The sequence below is a fragment of the Pseudaeromonas sp. HNCC25DJ180 genome (assembly GCF_055413345.1).
The window spans coordinates 42249-57300 of the sequence record NZ_JBVAYF010000019.1; the positions used below are offsets into that span (position 1 = coordinate 42249).

Here is a 15052-nt window from a genome sequence, read left to right on the forward strand (position 1 = left end):
GAGAGAGAGTATGAGCGAGTCGCTAAGCCGCTTTATCGCCCTGTACCAGCAGCTGGATCGGCAGCAACTGCACAGGTTGTCTGAGATCTATGCTGAGCAAGTGCTCTTTATCGATCCGGCCCATCGTATCGAGGGGCTGGCGGCACTGAGCGACTACTTTGCTGCCCTCTATCAGCGCCTGAGCTACTGCCGCTTCGAGATTGTGAGTCAGCAGCAACAGGGGGCGCAGGCTTGGCTCGGCTGGGTGATGACCTTCTCTCACCCCAGATTGGCGGCGGGTCAGCCGATCCGGGTGGAAGGGGCTACCCGACTGGAGTTTGATGCCGCAGGTAAGGTGATGGTGCATCGCGACTATTTCGATCTGGGGGCCCTGCTCTATGAGCAGTTGCCGCTGCTGGGGCCGCTGGTGCGGCTTATCAAGGGGAGGCTGGGGTCATGAGTGGACGCGTGCTGATCACCGGAGCCAGCTCCGGGCTGGGTCGACAACTGGCGCTGGATTACCAGCAGGCTGGCTGGCAGGTGTGGGGATGTGGCCGTGATGCGCAGCGGCTTGATGAACTGAGTCAAGCGGGGATCACCCCGCTGGCCTTCGATGTGCGGGATCGGGCCGCATTGGCGCAGATAGCCGCCCAACTGCCGCCACTGGATCTGCTGATCCTCAACGCCGGAACCTGCGAGTATATGACGCTGGATGATGGCTTTGATGGCGAGCTCTTTGCCCGGGTCATCGAGACCAACCTGATTGCTACGGGTCTGGCGCTGGAGGCTTTCTTGCCGCTTCTGGGGCGGGGGGCGCGGCTGGCGATTGTCAGCTCCTCCATCAGCTGGTTGCCACTGCCAAAGGCCGAGGCCTATGGCGCCTCCAAGGCGGCCCTGGATTATCTGGCCGCCACCTTGCGACTGGATCTGCAGCTCAAAGGGGTGGGGGTGACCCTGATCCGGCCCGGTTTTGTGCAGACGCCGCTGACGGCCAAGAATGATTTTCCCATGCCCTGTCTGGTGGCGGTCACCGAGGCTTCGCGCATCATACGTGCCGGATTGGCCGCAGGTCAGCACCAGATCCACTTTCCCCGCCGTTTTATCTGGCTGTTGCGCCTGCTGGGCGCCTTGCCGGTTGGTCTGTGGCTGCGCCTTGGCCGCTCCCTATTGTCGAAAGGACGCTCCTTATGAAGAAAAAGATCGCCATCATAGGCTCCGGCATCTCGGGGCTCACCGCCGGTTTTCTGCTGCATCGCCAGCATGAGATCACCCTGTTTGAGGCGGCTCCCGAGCTCGGCGGACATACGGCGACGGTGGATGTGACGCTGGGGGGGCGCAACTATGCCGTGGATACCGGTTTTATCGTATTCAACGACCGCACCTACCCGAACTTTCTCAAGTTGCTGGCGCGAATTGGTGTGGCGAGCCAGCCCACCGAGATGAGCTTTTCGGTCAAAAGCCCTGAGGGGCTCGAATACAACGGCCACAATCTCGACACCCTGTTTGCCCAGCGCAGTAATTTGCTGAGCCCGCGCTTTTACCGCTTTGTAGCCGAGATCTTGCGCTTTAACCGGCAGGCGCGGGCCTGGCTGGTCGGGCAGAAACCAGCCGAGCCGATCTCGGCAGGCAGCCCTGAGCCAATAGAGAAGCCTGAGTCAACAGAGAAGCCTGAGCTGACCCTGGGAGCGTTTCTGCAAGCGGGAGGCTTTAGCGACTATTTTGCCCGCCACTACATACTGCCCATGGGAGCGGCCATCTGGTCATCGACCCTGGCGGACATGCGCGCCTTTCCCCTCGGCTTTTTCCTGCGTTTTTTCCAGAATCACGGCCTGCTGGATGTGGCCAATCGTCCCCAGTGGTACGTGATACCGGGTGGTTCCCGGGAGTACCTGGGGCCATTGACTGCAGGCTGGCAGCAGCAGATCCGGCTGGCGTGTCCGGTGCACGGAATTCGGCGCGTAGCCGATGGGGTGGTGATCCAGAGCCTTATGGGAGAGGAGCACTTTGACGAGGTGATCCTTGCCTGTCATAGCGATCAGGCCTTGCGGCTACTGCAAGATGCCAGCGCGCGGGAGCAGGCTATTCTGGGGGCCATGGCCTATCAGGCCAACGAGGTCTGGTTGCATACCGATGTGAACTGTCTGCCTGCCCGGCGCAAAGCCTGGGCCAGCTGGAACTATCAGCTCGATAGCGATGAGCAGGCCCGTCCACTGGTGAGCTATAACATGAATATTTTGCAGGGGCTGGAGTCGCCATCGCCGTTTTGTGTCAGCCTTAATCCTGCGGGCAAGGTGGATGAGAGCAAGGTGCTGCGCCGTTTCGTCTATGACCATCCGGTGTTTAATCTGGCCTCGATTCAGGCTCAGCAGGCCAGAGCCGACATTTGCGGTCAGCACCATACCCATTTTTGTGGGGCTTACTGGTACAACGGCTTTCATGAGGATGGGGTGCGCAGTGCCCTGGATGTGGCCAAGCGTTTCGGGGCCACGCTATGAGCGCCGCTTCCTTTAGCACCCTCACTCCTCTCAGTTCCATCAGCGCCATCTGGCAGGGGTCGGTACGTCATCGCCGTTTTGCCCCCAGGGCCCATGCCTTCTCCTACAGCCTGTTTATGTTGGGGCTGGATCTGGACGAGGTCGAGACGCTTGGCGTGGGCCAGGGGCGCTGGTTCGGCATCGAGCGGGCCGGGCTGCTCTCTTTTTACCGTCAGGATTATCTCAAGGGCAGTAGCGGCTCCCTCAAGCAGGCGGTATGGCAGAAGGTGGCGGAGCTGGGTGGGGAGGCCACCCCCGATCAACGGGTGCTGCTGCTGGGGAATGTGCGCTGTCTGGGCTTTTATTTCAGCCCGGTCAACTTCTACTTCTGCTATCAGCAGGAGAATGCCCGTTACCTGCTGGCCGAGGTTTCGAACACCCCCTGGAACGAGCGTCACTACTACCTGCTGGATCTGAGGGCGCTGGCGCCACACAACAAGGATTTTCATGTTTCGCCCTTTATGGATCTGGCCATGCGGTACCACTGGCGCATCCGTCCGCCCGAGCAACAGACGCTGATCCATATCGAGAGTCACCCTCAATCTGGCGAGGCCAAGCTCTTTGATGCCACCCTGACGTTACGCCGTGAGCCGCTGTCACGCCGGGGGCTGATGCGTCTTTTGGTGCGCTGGCCCTGGATGACCATGAAGGTGCTGCTGGGGATCTACTGGCAGGCACTGCGCCTTTTTATCAAACGAACCCCTATCTTTAGCCACCCGGAGACTCGCTAATGGAACTGGTGCAATCGACTCTTTCCGCCTCCTTGCTCGACAAGGGGGCCAAGCAACTGTTGCTCAAGCTGCTGGGGCGACTCACTGATGGTCAACTGCTGCTGCGTGAAGCCAGTGAGCACTACAGCTTCGGGGTGACCGGCACCGATCTGTACGCCGAGCTGGTGGTGCAGGATCCGGCCTTCTATCGCCGTCTGCTGTTGGGGGGCAGTATCGCCGCCGGGGAAACCTGGGTGGAGGGGCTGTGGAGCAGCCCGGATCCGGTGGCGCTGGTGCGTCTGCTGGCCCGTAACCAGAGCCTGCTCGATAGTCTGGAGCGGCGTCTGGGCTGGCTCAGCTTCCCCTTTAACAAGGTGCGGCACTGGCTCAACCGCAATACGCTGACCGGCTCCCGCTCCAATATTGCCGCCCATTATGATCTGGGTAATGTCCTCTATCAGGGCTTTCTCGATAGCCATATGCAGTATTCAAGCGGCATCTATCCGCACCCTGAGGCCAGCCTGGAGGAGGCGCAACAGGCCAAGCTGCGTACCATTTGCGAGCGGCTTGAGCTGGGGCCACAGGATCATCTGCTGGAAATTGGCACTGGCTGGGGTGGGCTGGCCATCTATGCCGCCCGCCACTACGGCTGTCGGGTGACCACCACCACCATATCCCAAGCCCAGCATGACTATGCCCGAGCCTGGATTGACAAAGAGGGGTTGCAGGATCGCATCAGTTTGCTGCTTGAGGATTACCGCCATCTGGAGGGAACCTATGACAAACTGGTCTCCATCGAGATGATAGAGGCGGTGGGCCATGCCTTCCTGCCGGACTATTTCCGGCAACTTTCCCGCTTGCTCAAGCCCGATGGTCGCCTGTTGATCCAGGCCATCACCATAGCCGATCAACGTCATGACCAGTATCTGCGCAACGTCGATTTCATCCAGCGCTACATATTCCCGGGCGGCTGCCTGCCGAGTGTATCCCAGATGGCGACCCTGCTGGCGCGGGAGACCGACATGCAACTGGTGCGGCTGCATGATCATGGCCAGCACTATGCCCGTACCCTGGCCCACTGGTGCGAGCGCTTTCTGGCGCTGGCGCCCGAGTTGCCGACGCTGGGATATAGCCAGGACTTCATCCGCCTCTGGCACTTCTATTTTGCCTACTGCGAAGGTGGGTTCTGGGAGCGGGCCATCAGCCTGGTGCAACTGGAGGCGGCCAAGCCGGGCGCCGCGGGCTGGTCGGGCGATCGACCAGTCCGATCTGCTGGTAAGAGGTAACTGACATGTGGCCCTGGATGCAACTGCTGGGCTTCAACCTGTTCTGGTTGCTGGCCGTGGCCTGGCAGCAACCGGCACCTCTGCTGGGGTTTCTGGCGCTGCACGGGTTGTTTTCACCTCAGCGCAGCCGAGATCTGCGACTACTGCCCCTAGCTCTGGCTGGTTGCCTGCTGGATGCGCTGCTCTGGCAGTTGGGGCTGTTTGAATTTGCGTCCGGCTTCCCCCTCTGGCTGGCGCTGTTGTGGCTCGGGTTTGCCCTGACCCTGGCCCATGGTTTGCGCTGGCTATTGAGCTTGCCCCGCTGGCAGCAAGCGCTGCTGGGAGGATTGGGGGGCGCCTCCTCCTATGTGACCGGTGCTGCCATGGGCGCTGTGCAGTTACCCTGGGGGTTATGGATCAGCAGCGCCGTGCTGTTGCTTGTCTGGTCGGGATGGTTACTCGTATTGCTATGGGCCATGGTCAAGCTGCAAGCCTGTGATCCGGCAAGCAATAGCCTGCATGTGCTGGCCGCCACAGGAACTAACCAGGGAGATAAACCGTCATGAACAACAGAGGCTCATGCTTTGGCCCGTGGCGCCGCCTGCGCCTGCTGATGGTGGCGTTGTGTATCACATGGACTCCCACTCTACTGGCCTCGCCTCCTCCCTGGCAGAGCTTGCGTACCGTCGGCCAGGGAGAGATGGAGTGGCTCTGGTTCAAGCTCTATGACGCGACCTTTTACAGTCACAGCGGCCGCTACCAGCCGGGAGACTACCCCCAGGCGTTGATGCTTACCTACGCCAGAGCCATCTCTCGCCAGGATCTGCTCTCCGCTACCACCGATGAGTGGCAACGGCTTGATCTGGGCAGTGAAACCCAGCGTCAGCAGTGGCTGCAACAACTGGCAGGCTTCTGGCCGGATGTGGCGGCCGGGGATCGGCTCACCTTCTATGTGGATGCCCAGGGACATGGCCATTTCTGGTGGCAGGAACAGCTCCTTGGCACCCTGGCGGATCCACAATTCTCCTCTGCCTTTTTGGCGATCTGGCTGGCGGATAACAGCCGTGATCCGTCCCTTACTCGCCGCTTGCGCGGCCAACTCTGATACTGGAGCTCGATATGACTCTTCATCGTATGTGTCGTTTGCTAATCCTGCTGCCATTGCTGCTGTTGGCAAGCTGTGGTACCAGCCTTGATGTGTATCGGGAGCAGGGGCCGGCCTGGGATCTGGCGCAATTTTTCAATGGCAAACTGGTGGCCCATGGTCTGGTGACTAACCGTAGCGGCGAGGTCACCAGTCGCTTTCGGGTGGAGATGGTGGGGCGCTGGCAAGATGGCAAGGGAGAGTTGTTCGAGCAGTTTTACTTCGATGACGGCCGTCAGCAGACCCGCACCTGGCATCTCACTCAGGGCGCAGATGGCCATTGGCGCGGCACCGCGTCCGATGTTGTGGGTGAAGCGGTAGGCAAGAGTGAAGGCTTCGCCCTCAATTGGCGCTATCAGCTAGACCTGACCTTGCCGGATGGCGATGTGGTGCGTGTTAACTTCGATGACTGGATGTATCTGCTCGATGCCGATCGCCTCATCAATCGTGCCGAGATCAGTAAATTCGGCATTTCACTGGGCGAGGTGATCCTCTATATCGAGCGTCGGCCCTGACTTCGATGCTTTGCTTTAACAGGCTCCCGGTCTGAGTACCGACTTGCTCATCAGACAACGCAAGAAATATTCCCGCTGTGTCAACGGTTAGCGGCATGTATGCCGCCACCGAGCTCCTGGGTTGGCCATGAAAGAGTGTGTTGTGCAAAGGGAACGGCCCCGCCTTGTCTTGAGTCAACGGCATTGCAGGGCCAGAACGTACTAGCTTTTGCTGGCGCTGATCACCCCTGCCAGTTTGGTGAGCGCTTCCGGCATGATGCTTTGCCAGTAGTGCCAGGTGTGGCCGCCGGCGGCGTAGTGGATGGGAAGGAGAAGGCCCTGTTTCTTCAGCTGCTGCTCCAGCTCCTGATTGCTCTGCAAGCTGGTGTGATCCTGCAAGCCGCAGTAGATCAGCGGCTGTTTGATCTTGGCCACCCTGGCAGCCTGCCACTGATCTTGCGGCCCCATGGCGAAGTAACCGGAGAGGGCGACGCTGGTGGCGAACTGCTCGGGGTAGTGGTAGGCCAGGTTAAAGGCGCCGAAGCCACCCATGGAGACGCCGAGCAGGGCGCGTTGGGCCGGGTTTTCACTCAAGCCCCATTGCGCCGTGTGGGGCAGCAGATCCTGCATCAGGTAGCGCTCGGTCGGCCCCTGGTAGAAGGTCTTGCCGCCATCGACCATCAGCAGTGCCATGGGCGGGATCTGCTTTTGTGCTATCAGGTTATCCAGCAGGGTGGGTAGCTCGCCATCCTTGACCCACTGCTGGCGATCCATGCCATAGCCATGCAGCACCAGGGCCCAGGGCAGTTGGAGATCGGCTTTCACGCCCGCCGGACGGTAGAGCAGCAGGCTGCGCTTGCCCAGTTCATGACTGTCGAAGCTTATCTCCTGTAGGGTTCCACGCTCGCTGGGGTTGGCTCTGGGCATAAACAGCGGATCAGGCTTGCCCACCTGCAGCACCGAATTATAGCCCCCCTGGCCATCCGAGTGTTTGCGTGGGTTGTGCTCATCGCTGAGCCACTGGCCATCCTGCACAAACTTATAGGACCAGCGGCCCGGTGCCAGATAGACGGTCAGCTGCCACTCCCCCTTATCATTTTTGACCATGGGCAGGGTATCGGCCTGCCAGTCGTTCATCTCGCCGGCTAAAAATACCGCCTTGGCCTTGGGGGCCAACCAGGTGAAGCTGACTGCCGAGCTGCCCGGTTGAGGCTGCAAGGCGGGGTCGGCGGCAGGGGCGGCGTGGCTGGTGTCGGATGTGTTGCTGTTGCTGCGATGCAGGTTCACTGTGCCTCCTTGCTGACTGCTGCGGTAGGTCAGCGCCATGGTGTCATTGCTGCTTTGATAGGCCAGGTGCATCTTGCCCTGCTGGGGGTCGCCTTCAATCTTCCACTCCAGGGTCAGGGGCTCGGTGCGCGCGACGGTGGCAATGGCATCAAATTGCAGCTCGGCCTGCCGGTAATCGGCATCGAGTTTGCGCCAGTAGTGCACCTTCATCTGTCCGGCATCGACCGGAGTAAGGGTGAGGGCATCACGGATGCCATCTCCCCATTTTCCCTGCCAGCGTCCGACAGTGGGGTCATCGGTCGCGGCCCAGGTGGTGATAGAGGCAAGCAGCAGGGGCAGAGCTAGATATCGGGTCATGATGGGCTCCTAAAGGTTGACCTCGCTTACCCTATCCTCACCCTACGGCGGCGACTTGATAATTTACGCCAACCTGCCAGTACGCCATGACTATTCGGGGCGGCGAGAGCCGGTGATTGATGTTGGCTCCGATCGCCTATCGACGATTGCACCAAGGCTTTTGGAATGAGGAACCCTAATTACTTTATGGTTACTGGACAGTTATGGGCTTATTACTGCACCATACGATACTCAAATGACTAGAGCGTTGGGCTCTACTAATTACAAAAGGAGCTTGTTGATGACAAATTTTGCACGGATGACTTTATTGGCCGCCTTGGTAGCCGGAGTTGCGGGTTGTTCTACGGCGCCGACTCAAGCCGTTCAACCAGCGCCAGCAGATCAAGCGCTGGATAGCCAGGTCAACACAGACATCGTGAAAGAGATGGGCAAGGCGGGTGGCATGGTGACCCAGACTGAACAGATCACGGCGAAAGTGACTAAGATCGACCAGGCCAAGCGTGAGTTTGTGCTGCAGGATGCGGCAGGACATACTCGCCATGTTCAGGCGCCGCCTGAGATGATCAATTTCCCCCAACTTCAGGTAGGCGATACCGTGAAGGCGACCCTGATGGTGGAAACTGTCGTCTATCTGAGAGATGCCAAGAGTGCCCAGACCAGCGAAGCGGAGCTCTTGGCCGCTGCGGCAGACGAGGGTCAGAAGCCTGGCATGCTGGTCGCTGCGCGTCAGACCACGACAGCCAAAGTAACGGCCATCGACACCAAGGCCAGAACGGCGACTCTGCTGTTCGAGGATGGTGCCAGCCGTGTTGTGCCAGTGCGTGAGGATGTGAAGCTCTCCAAGGATCAGGTTGGCAAGCAGGTGGTGATAGTGGAAACCGTCGCCGTGGCCGCCGAGGTATTCAAGCTTTAATCTGAGTGGGGCTCATCTCCCGGTGGGCCCCTTCATCCTCTCTGCTTCCGTTTCAGACCACTTGATCGTTCACGCTTGCCCTATAGCCGTACTATGCCTGAAGAGCTATGTCTGAAGTGCCTGACAGTAAGTGCCTGACAGGACATCCACTTACTGGCTCTGGTATTGGGTATTGCCGGGCTGCTGCATTGTCTATTTCTAGGTGATGAGGGTCGGAAGCAGGATGTGTCACTGGCTTGATGGAGGGACGCATGTTCCAAAACATGGCTAAGGCAGTAGGGTTGCTTGGCATGATGACGCTCTCTGCCCAGGCAACAATCTTGGGTGATATGAGCGTACAGGTCTCGGGGATTGGCTCATGTAAGGGAAGCGTGATGCTGGCTGTCTATGATAAGGCGGCGGGCTTCATGCAGATTGGACAGGCGATTGCCAAATCCCGGATCCCCCTTTCGCCAGCACAGTGTGAGCCGAGCCTGACTCATCACCTGGCCCTCGCTTATGGTGAGTATGCGCTGGCGGTATTTCATGATGACAATGGTAATGGCGTACTCGACACTAACTGGTTGGGAATGCCCACCGAGGCCTGGGGGGTATCCAACAAGGTGCGACCCGCCATGCGGGCGCCGGATTTTGGCGAGAGTCGCTTCAGTTTTACACCCACCCATACTTATATCTCGATTGAGTTACAGTAAGGAGATCGCATGTTCAAACGTTATGGCTTGTCGCTGCGACAGTTTTTAGCCTTGCATTTTATGGTTGCCTTGTCCTTATTTGCGTTATGGGGTTGGGTTGAAACGGGTAACCGCTACCTGATCCTGGGGGCGGCCGCGGCTTTTTACGGCGCCCTTTGCTTTGCCTTGGCCGGGCTGTATGAGTTATTGGCCAAACGTCAGATGGCAAAGTCGTAGCTCAAGGTGATGCTGTGTGATATCCCGAGGTTGGATGTCACACAACTTTTTATTATTCCGCGCCGCTCGCCTGCAGAGGGAAGCTAAGCCGCAGCCCCAATCCCTGCGGCGCTAACTTATCGCTGCACTCAATTCCATCGCTGCACTCAATTCTATCGCTGCACTCTAACCCATCACCGCACTCTATCTCTCCCCCCTGGTAGGTGACTAACTTTCTGGCGATGGCCAACCCCAGCCCGCTGCCGGTCTGCAGGTTGCCGGGCACCCGGAAGAAGCGCTCAAACAGCCGTGAGCGATGCTCTTGTGCAACCCCGGGGCCATTATCCCGTACCCAGATCTCGCAGCGTTCCTGGTAATGGCTCACTCTCACCGTTACCCGGCCATTGGGTTTGTCGTGGTATTTGATGGCATTATCCAGCAGGTTTTGCATCACGGCGGCAAAGGCATGGGGATCGAGCAGGCAGGGGCTCTGCTCTTCGCCTTCATAACGCAGCTCTATGCCCTTGGAGAGGGCCAGCGGCACGCACAGCACAATGGCCTGACGCACCAGCTCCACCAGATCGCAGGGAACCAGTGCAATCTGGTAGGCCTCGGTTTCCAGCCGTGCCATGGCGATCAGCTGGCGGGAGAGTGAGCTGGTGCGTTGCAGGGCGTGCTGGATCTCCTGCATCACCTCCTGTTGCTCCTCGGCGCTGCGGCTGTGCTGGTAGACATGCAGTTGGGCCGTGATGGCAGCGATGGGGGTTCGTAACTCATGGGCGGCATCGGCAAGAAACTGCTTCTCGCGCTGGTTGAGCTCCTGCTGGCGCCGCATCAACTGATTGATGGCATTGACCAGGGGGCGGGTCTCTCGATAGGCTCCGCCCTGTTGCAACGGGGTGAGATCCATGGGCTCCTTGGCGGCAATTTCCCGGGCAATGCGACGCAGGGGCGCCAGGGCAAAGTGGGCAATGGCCCAGGCGGTCAGCATCATGGCAATGAAGTTGATGCCCCAGTGGGAGAGGTGCGCCTTGTAATCGGTCTTGAGCAGTTGCGCGCGCTCCTGACGTGATTCGGCGGCCAGCAGTCGGTAATGGTGCTTCTTGTCACTGACCCAGAGGCTGCGCCACTCACCACTATCGAGCCAGGCGGGGGCGGTTTCTGCCTTGGGAAGCGGATGTTGCACTTCTCTTTGTGAGGTGTCCAGTGAGGAATAAAGCGGGGTGCCATCGCTGCGCCAGATCATAAAGAGCGGTCGGTAACCGCTCTTCTGCCGCTCCTCATCCAGCAGAACGGCGGAGATGTAGAGCTGCTCCAGCCGATCCATATAGTCATGGGCCGGTACGCGCCCCTCCAGCGAGGCGGTCAGATCCACCATGCCTTGGGCAATCAGCTGTAACTGCTGGTCCATATCCTGCTCGGCCTGCTCTTTTTGCAGGGCCGAGAGCAGCAGATTGACCCCGCTGAGTACGGCAAAGAGCAGCACAAACTGCATCAGGGCAAAGCGCAGCCAGAGGGAGCGATAGTGAAACTTCATGATCCGCTCCGCTGCAGCAGATAGCCTATGCCGCGCACCGTGACGATGCGCTCGCTGCCGAGCTTCTTGCGCAGATGGTGGATATAGACCTCGATGGCATTGCTCTCGCTCTCCTTGCGCTCAGAGTCCAGCATGGCCTCCAGTGCCGATTTGCGCACCACATTGCCCGCCTGTTTCATCAGCTCCAGCAGCACATCGAACTCCCTGGGTTGCAGGGCGAGGCGCTCACCGGCCAGCTCGACCCAGCGATTGAAGGGGTCGAGACGGATCTCGTCCACCGCCCAGATCTGGCTGGCAAATCCGGCGCTGCGACGGGTGATGGCCTTGAGGCGGGAGAGCATCTCGGGAATGGCAAAAGGTTTGGCCAGATAGTCATCGGCTCCGGAGTCCAGACCACCAATCCGATCCTCAAGGGCATCCCGCGCCGTGAGGATGAGGATGGGCAGGCGACTGCCTGCCCGGCGCTGACGGCTGAGAAAGGTGAGCCCCTCACCATCGGGGAGCCCCAGATCCAGCAAGGCGGCGGTAAAGCTCTGGCTTGCCGCCTGTTTTTCGGCATCCTGCAGCATTCTGACCCAGCAGCAGTCAAAACCGGCTTGCTCCAGTGCTCTGGCTATGGCCTTGCCCAACGCCAGATCATCCTCGATCAACAATATGTTCATATCAGGGGGTTCACCATTTCCATATGGTTCAGGGTAGGAACCTGACGCCATCCAGGGGGAGCTCCTCTAGGGCGACAGGCTGCCCCTTGAGTTCGCGATCAAAGAAGGCGCCCAGCCAACGTGTCTGGATCGGTATCATTTGTGCCGGCTCAAGGGCGCTGAGGGTGTCCGCCATGGACCCCTGCAGGTACTGGCGATACCAATGGAGATCGGAAAAGTCCAGATGATCGCTCTGCGCGACTTCGAGCCAATAGTGTTCGCCCGTGAGTGTATCATCCCGCTCCCTCATACTGTTGTCGTGTATTCCTGCGACGCTCTGCATTTGTAACACGGCCCGGTTGCTGGGGGTGGTGTGATGCTTGCCGAACAGGTCGCCATCCAGGTTGACGGCGGCCAGATAGTAATCCCGGGTTACCAGGGCCTCCAGGGCGGTGGCGCCGCCAAAGGAGTGGCCCAGCAGGCCGATATGTTGCAGATCCACACACCCCTTGATCCGCGTATCGGCACTGCTCTCCAGGGCGATGCGGGCAATGGCGCTATCCAGATCCTCCACATTGTCATCGAGTTTTTGTTGTTGCCAGGTTTGCAGCTCAGCGGCGGGCAAGTCGAAGGGGATGGGATCTGCCGAAACCAGATCGCCATTGCCCGCGCGTGTCAGCAGAGCCGTTGAGGCATGGTTGATCCCGGCCACCACATAGCCCCTGGCCACCAGCGGCTCTATGATTGTCCGGTAAAACTGGCTTAACTCGCCATAGCCGGGGGAGAAGAGGATCAGCGGATGGGGGCGGGAACACTCCCCCTGCTCACCCAGTCGGGCATTGGTGCGCACTATATCGTTGAGGGAGCCGGTAGAGAAGCCGCTCTGCTCACCCAAGTCGGCAATCTCCGTGTCCAGATAGGGGGCGCGCGGTCCGTGAAAGATCTTGCCCACCGGATACCAGATCTGCATATCGATGGGACGGGTATCGGCTTCGCCCTCTGCGCTCGGGGTGATGCTGCGTGAAAAGAGGATGGCAGGCAGCTCGCCCACCCCGTAATCACCTTGCGGTGGCGGCAGTTTCACCGGGTAGTCGCTGCGCTGCTCTGTGGTGAACTCCAGCTGCCAGGCGCGGGCACCCGAGCCGTATTGCAGGCGATAGCGACTCGCCTGGGCCAGTGGCTGCTCGGGGGTGAGCAGCATCTCTTCTCCCTCTTTGCTCACCTGCAGCGGTAACGGCTCAGTCGGGGCCGTCAGCAGGACAAGCCGGAACGCATCAGGGTTGGGTTTGGCCGCGGCATTCTGTTCCGACAGGCGCAGATGTATCTGGCTGTTGATGGGCACCTCGCTCTCGGCCTGATGGGGAAAGATGGCCTCCAGGGTGCCACTGGTCGGGGCGTTGATCGGTGGGTCATTTCGGGTGCTGTGGCATCCGGCCAAGCCACTCAGCAGGCAGAGCAGCAAGCGGTATTGTGTGGTAGTCATGGGCTCTCCTTGCGACAATTCCGGCATCAGAAGCGGTACAGAAACATCATGCTGGCCACCAGATTGTGGCTTTCGCGAACTATGGGGCTATCGGCCGCATCGCCAACCAGGGTAACCATGCCCACATGGCTCTCCAGGCTCATCTGCGGATTGAGGTGATAGCGCAAACCGGCGCTCAGGCTGACATCCTTGATCCCAGCGCCAGCGGAGTAGCCATGAAACTGGCTGTTCTTCGCCTGTTCTCCGGAGACGCCATAGAAGCTGGACATATAGTCGCCATCTCCCCAACTGGAGCTGACATCAAACGACCCTTCCAGCGACTCGGTCAGATAGCTGCTGGCCTCCAGGCCCACATCCCCCCAGGCTCCTTTATGGCCCGTGTTGCCCAGGCCCCACATCAGCTGGGAGTGAAGGGTCAGGTAGGGCAGCAGGGTTGTGCTGGCGCGCAGGCCCAGCTCGGGGGTGTCCTTCACCTCACCCATCCCTTTGAGATAGTCGCTGCCAAAGAGGTAGTGATGGCCATCATCCGAGTCGGCACGCCCCGAGGCGTAGTCGGTGACCAGGGCAATTTCGCTGCTGGCGAAGTGGAACGGACTCCAGCTCAGGCCGCCGTGAGCGCCATAGCCGGCGGCAAAGGTGCCCAGCTTATCGCTGCTCCAGGCACCCTTGATGGCGGGGGTGATGACAAACTGGTACACCTGATCCCCCTGGTACTCGGGAAGGACGCCCATACCGGCTCCCAGAATAAATTGATCCTCCTTGGGGGCTTGCAGATCGAAGGCCCAGGCTGGACTCATGGAGCCGATCAGGCTGGCGGTAATGGCTGTGGCTAGTACAGAAATAGACTTCATCGGTGACAACTCCTTTTGTGAATAACCAGTGGCGGCGGGGCCACTGTCGATAGGGAGATTGTCGGGGCAGCAAGATTAGTATTGCCTTAGCGGCAGCTTAAGATTGGCTTAATGGGCCGTGATGGTGCTTATGGCGCGGGGTGATCTGTAGGGCTGGCTTCTTGGTAGTGGTACTTGCTCAAAATTAGGTCCAGGGTGCCGTCGGCCTGGATCTGCTCGAAGGCATGGCGAAAGGTCTCTACCATCTCGGGACGAGTCTTGAGGCCGAAGGCCATATAGACATGGGAAAAGGATTTTTCCAGATAGAGGGCGCAGGAGAGATCCTCATAACGGCCCAGCCCGGGATTGTGCTGCAGGCGCCATCTCAGATCCAGCTCTGATCCCACCAGCAGATCGGTTTTGCCGCTAAAGAGTTTGCGCAGGTTTTGCTCCTGATCCTTGGCCAGTTGCAGATGGACGTTATCGATAAATCCCTCACGCTTTAGCATCTCGTGCACCGCATAACCGCGGATCACGCCAATCTGGTACTGTTTGGCCTGCTCCAGTGTGGCGAGGGGGATGTCCTGACGGCGCTTGAGTTTGTAGAGCGATTCGCTGTAGGGGAAGAGGGGGCCAATCCATTGAAACCGCTTTTCCCGCTCCGGGATGCGGGCAATGCTGAAGATCAGCACATTCTCCTGCTGCTCCGCCATGTTGATGGCCCGGGCCCAGGGATAGACGCGCGGTGTGGCGCTAAGCCCGGCTTTTTGCAGTGTGGCCAGCACTATCTCGGTGGCAATGCCGCTCACCTTGTCGCCATCTTGATAGTTAAGCGGGGGCAGATCCTCGGTGACCAGCGTCAGGGGCGGCGACGGAGACGTGGCCCCCCGTACTGATGCCAGCTGCATAAGCGGGGCCAGCAGGAAAAAAAGTAGCCATAGCCAGCGAGCCTTCATTCTGCCTCCCTATGGCAGAGTACACTCTTGGAGTC

The 15052-nt window shown here is 59.5% G+C and carries 16 protein-coding genes and 1 pseudogene; 11 read left to right on the forward strand and 6 right to left on the reverse strand.

The genetic code is table 11. The features are described 5' to 3' along the window. Positions 1-10: 10 nt before the first annotated feature. From ACZYTD_RS15795 to ACZYTD_RS15830, 8 genes and pseudogenes are all read left to right on the forward strand, one after another. Positions 11-439, forward strand: coding sequence for a nuclear transport factor 2 family protein (locus ACZYTD_RS15795; protein WP_463893486.1), 429 nt, complete (start codon positions 11-13; stop codon positions 437-439). After that, entirely contained in the window at positions 436-1170 is a 735-nt protein-coding gene (locus ACZYTD_RS15800) for an SDR family NAD(P)-dependent oxidoreductase (protein WP_463893488.1), read from the forward strand. The genes ACZYTD_RS15795 and ACZYTD_RS15800 overlap by 4 nt, the downstream gene beginning before the upstream one ends. Next, a complete protein-coding gene (locus ACZYTD_RS15805) occupies positions 1167-2474 on the forward strand; it encodes an NAD(P)/FAD-dependent oxidoreductase (RefSeq protein WP_463893489.1) in 1308 nt (435 codons plus the stop codon). Before ACZYTD_RS15800 ends, ACZYTD_RS15805 begins: the two co-directional genes overlap by 4 nt. Then, positions 2471-3244 carry a DUF1365 domain-containing protein gene (locus ACZYTD_RS15810; RefSeq protein WP_463893490.1) on the forward strand — a complete coding sequence of 258 codons (774 nt, stop codon included), beginning with the start codon at positions 2471-2473 and terminating at the stop codon, positions 3242-3244. Before ACZYTD_RS15805 ends, ACZYTD_RS15810 begins: the two co-directional genes overlap by 4 nt. Beyond that, positions 3244-4509, forward strand: a complete 1266-nt coding sequence (locus ACZYTD_RS15815; protein WP_463893491.1) for a class I SAM-dependent methyltransferase — start codon at positions 3244-3246, stop codon at positions 4507-4509. The genes ACZYTD_RS15810 and ACZYTD_RS15815 overlap by 1 nt, the downstream gene beginning before the upstream one ends. A 5-nt stretch (positions 4510-4514) precedes the next feature. Continuing rightward, positions 4515-4979, forward strand: a pseudogene (locus ACZYTD_RS15820) (DUF2878 domain-containing protein); the annotation flags it as partial. Between the two features lie 122 nt (positions 4980-5101). Continuing rightward, positions 5102-5593 (forward strand): chalcone isomerase family protein, encoded by a 492-nt coding sequence (locus ACZYTD_RS15825; protein WP_463893529.1) that lies wholly within the window; start codon positions 5102-5104, stop codon positions 5591-5593. A gap of 14 nt (positions 5594-5607) precedes the next feature. Next, the gene (locus tag ACZYTD_RS15830; RefSeq protein WP_463893492.1) at positions 5608-6147 is read left to right on the forward strand and encodes a DUF3833 domain-containing protein; all 540 of its coding nucleotides are present in this window, start codon (positions 5608-5610) and stop codon (positions 6145-6147) included. Between the two features lie 201 nt (positions 6148-6348). On the opposite strand, the gene ACZYTD_RS15835 is transcribed toward ACZYTD_RS15830, so the two are convergent. Continuing rightward, positions 6349-7770 (reverse strand): alpha/beta hydrolase-fold protein, encoded by a 1422-nt coding sequence (locus ACZYTD_RS15835; protein ID WP_463893493.1) that lies wholly within the window; start codon positions 7768-7770, stop codon positions 6349-6351. Between the two features lie 280 nt (positions 7771-8050). Here ACZYTD_RS15835 and ACZYTD_RS15840 point away from each other — a divergent pair, with 280 nt between their 5' ends. From ACZYTD_RS15840 to ACZYTD_RS15850, 3 genes are all read left to right on the forward strand, one after another. Next, positions 8051-8683, forward strand: a complete 633-nt coding sequence (locus ACZYTD_RS15840) for a hypothetical protein (RefSeq protein ID WP_463893495.1) — start codon at positions 8051-8053, stop codon at positions 8681-8683. 251 nt (positions 8684-8934) lie between these two features. Beyond that, complete coding sequence (locus ACZYTD_RS15845) at positions 8935-9375, forward strand: DUF2141 domain-containing protein (RefSeq protein WP_463893496.1); 441 nt, start codon at positions 8935-8937, stop codon at positions 9373-9375. Between the two features lie 9 nt (positions 9376-9384). Further along, on the forward strand, positions 9385-9591 hold the full coding sequence (locus tag ACZYTD_RS15850; RefSeq protein WP_463893497.1) for a hypothetical protein: 207 nt from the start codon (positions 9385-9387) through the stop codon (positions 9589-9591). A gap of 52 nt (positions 9592-9643) precedes the next feature. On the opposite strand, the gene ACZYTD_RS15855 is transcribed toward ACZYTD_RS15850, so the two are convergent. The 5 genes from ACZYTD_RS15855 to ACZYTD_RS15875 all read right to left on the reverse strand — a co-directional run bounded on the left by ACZYTD_RS15855 (position 9644) and on the right by ACZYTD_RS15875 (position 15017). Then, positions 9644-11107 (reverse strand): sensor histidine kinase, encoded by a 1464-nt coding sequence (locus ACZYTD_RS15855; protein WP_463893498.1) that lies wholly within the window; start codon positions 11105-11107, stop codon positions 9644-9646. Next, positions 11104-11769 (reverse strand): response regulator, encoded by a 666-nt coding sequence (locus tag ACZYTD_RS15860; RefSeq protein ID WP_463893499.1) that lies wholly within the window; start codon positions 11767-11769, stop codon positions 11104-11106. Before ACZYTD_RS15860 ends, ACZYTD_RS15855 begins: the two co-directional genes overlap by 4 nt. A 28-nt stretch (positions 11770-11797) precedes the next feature. Further along, entirely contained in the window at positions 11798-13231 is a 1434-nt protein-coding gene (locus ACZYTD_RS15865) for an alpha/beta hydrolase (RefSeq protein ID WP_463893501.1), read from the reverse strand. A gap of 26 nt (positions 13232-13257) precedes the next feature. After that, positions 13258-14082: a MipA/OmpV family protein gene (locus tag ACZYTD_RS15870; RefSeq protein WP_463893502.1), complete on the reverse strand. Its 825-nt coding sequence runs from the start codon at positions 14080-14082 to the stop codon at positions 13258-13260. A gap of 128 nt (positions 14083-14210) precedes the next feature. Further along, positions 14211-15017, reverse strand: a complete 807-nt coding sequence (locus ACZYTD_RS15875; RefSeq protein ID WP_463893504.1) for a substrate-binding periplasmic protein — start codon at positions 15015-15017, stop codon at positions 14211-14213. Positions 15018-15052: the final 35 nt, after the last annotated feature.

Excerpts from the sequence above, each read along its gene's own strand:
- ACZYTD_RS15795 (WP_463893486.1), top strand. The coding sequence starts at position 11 with ATGAGCGAGTCGCTAAGCCGCTTTATCGCCCTGTACCAGCAGCTGGAT.
- ACZYTD_RS15800 (WP_463893488.1), top strand. The coding sequence starts at position 436 with ATGAGTGGACGCGTGCTGATCACCGGAGCCAGCTCCGGGCTGGGTCGA.
- ACZYTD_RS15805 (WP_463893489.1), top strand. The coding sequence starts at position 1,167 with ATGAAGAAAAAGATCGCCATCATAGGCTCCGGCATCTCGGGGCTCACC.
- ACZYTD_RS15810 (WP_463893490.1), top strand. The coding sequence starts at position 2,471 with ATGAGCGCCGCTTCCTTTAGCACCCTCACTCCTCTCAGTTCCATCAGC.
- ACZYTD_RS15815 (WP_463893491.1), top strand. The coding sequence starts at position 3,244 with ATGGAACTGGTGCAATCGACTCTTTCCGCCTCCTTGCTCGACAAGGGG.
- ACZYTD_RS15825 (WP_463893529.1), top strand. The coding sequence starts at position 5,102 with ATGGTGGCGTTGTGTATCACATGGACTCCCACTCTACTGGCCTCGCCT.
- ACZYTD_RS15830 (WP_463893492.1), top strand. The coding sequence starts at position 5,608 with ATGACTCTTCATCGTATGTGTCGTTTGCTAATCCTGCTGCCATTGCTG.
- ACZYTD_RS15835 (WP_463893493.1), bottom strand. The coding sequence starts at position 7,770 with ATGACCCGATATCTAGCTCTGCCCCTGCTGCTTGCCTCTATCACCACC.
- ACZYTD_RS15840 (WP_463893495.1), top strand. The coding sequence starts at position 8,051 with ATGACAAATTTTGCACGGATGACTTTATTGGCCGCCTTGGTAGCCGGA.
- ACZYTD_RS15845 (WP_463893496.1), top strand. The coding sequence starts at position 8,935 with ATGTTCCAAAACATGGCTAAGGCAGTAGGGTTGCTTGGCATGATGACG.
- ACZYTD_RS15850 (WP_463893497.1), top strand. The coding sequence starts at position 9,385 with ATGTTCAAACGTTATGGCTTGTCGCTGCGACAGTTTTTAGCCTTGCAT.
- ACZYTD_RS15855 (WP_463893498.1), bottom strand. The coding sequence starts at position 11,107 with ATGAAGTTTCACTATCGCTCCCTCTGGCTGCGCTTTGCCCTGATGCAG.
- ACZYTD_RS15860 (WP_463893499.1), bottom strand. The coding sequence starts at position 11,769 with ATGAACATATTGTTGATCGAGGATGATCTGGCGTTGGGCAAGGCCATA.
- ACZYTD_RS15865 (WP_463893501.1), bottom strand. The coding sequence starts at position 13,231 with ATGACTACCACACAATACCGCTTGCTGCTCTGCCTGCTGAGTGGCTTG.
- ACZYTD_RS15870 (WP_463893502.1), bottom strand. The coding sequence starts at position 14,082 with ATGAAGTCTATTTCTGTACTAGCCACAGCCATTACCGCCAGCCTGATC.
- ACZYTD_RS15875 (WP_463893504.1), bottom strand. The coding sequence starts at position 15,017 with ATGAAGGCTCGCTGGCTATGGCTACTTTTTTTCCTGCTGGCCCCGCTT.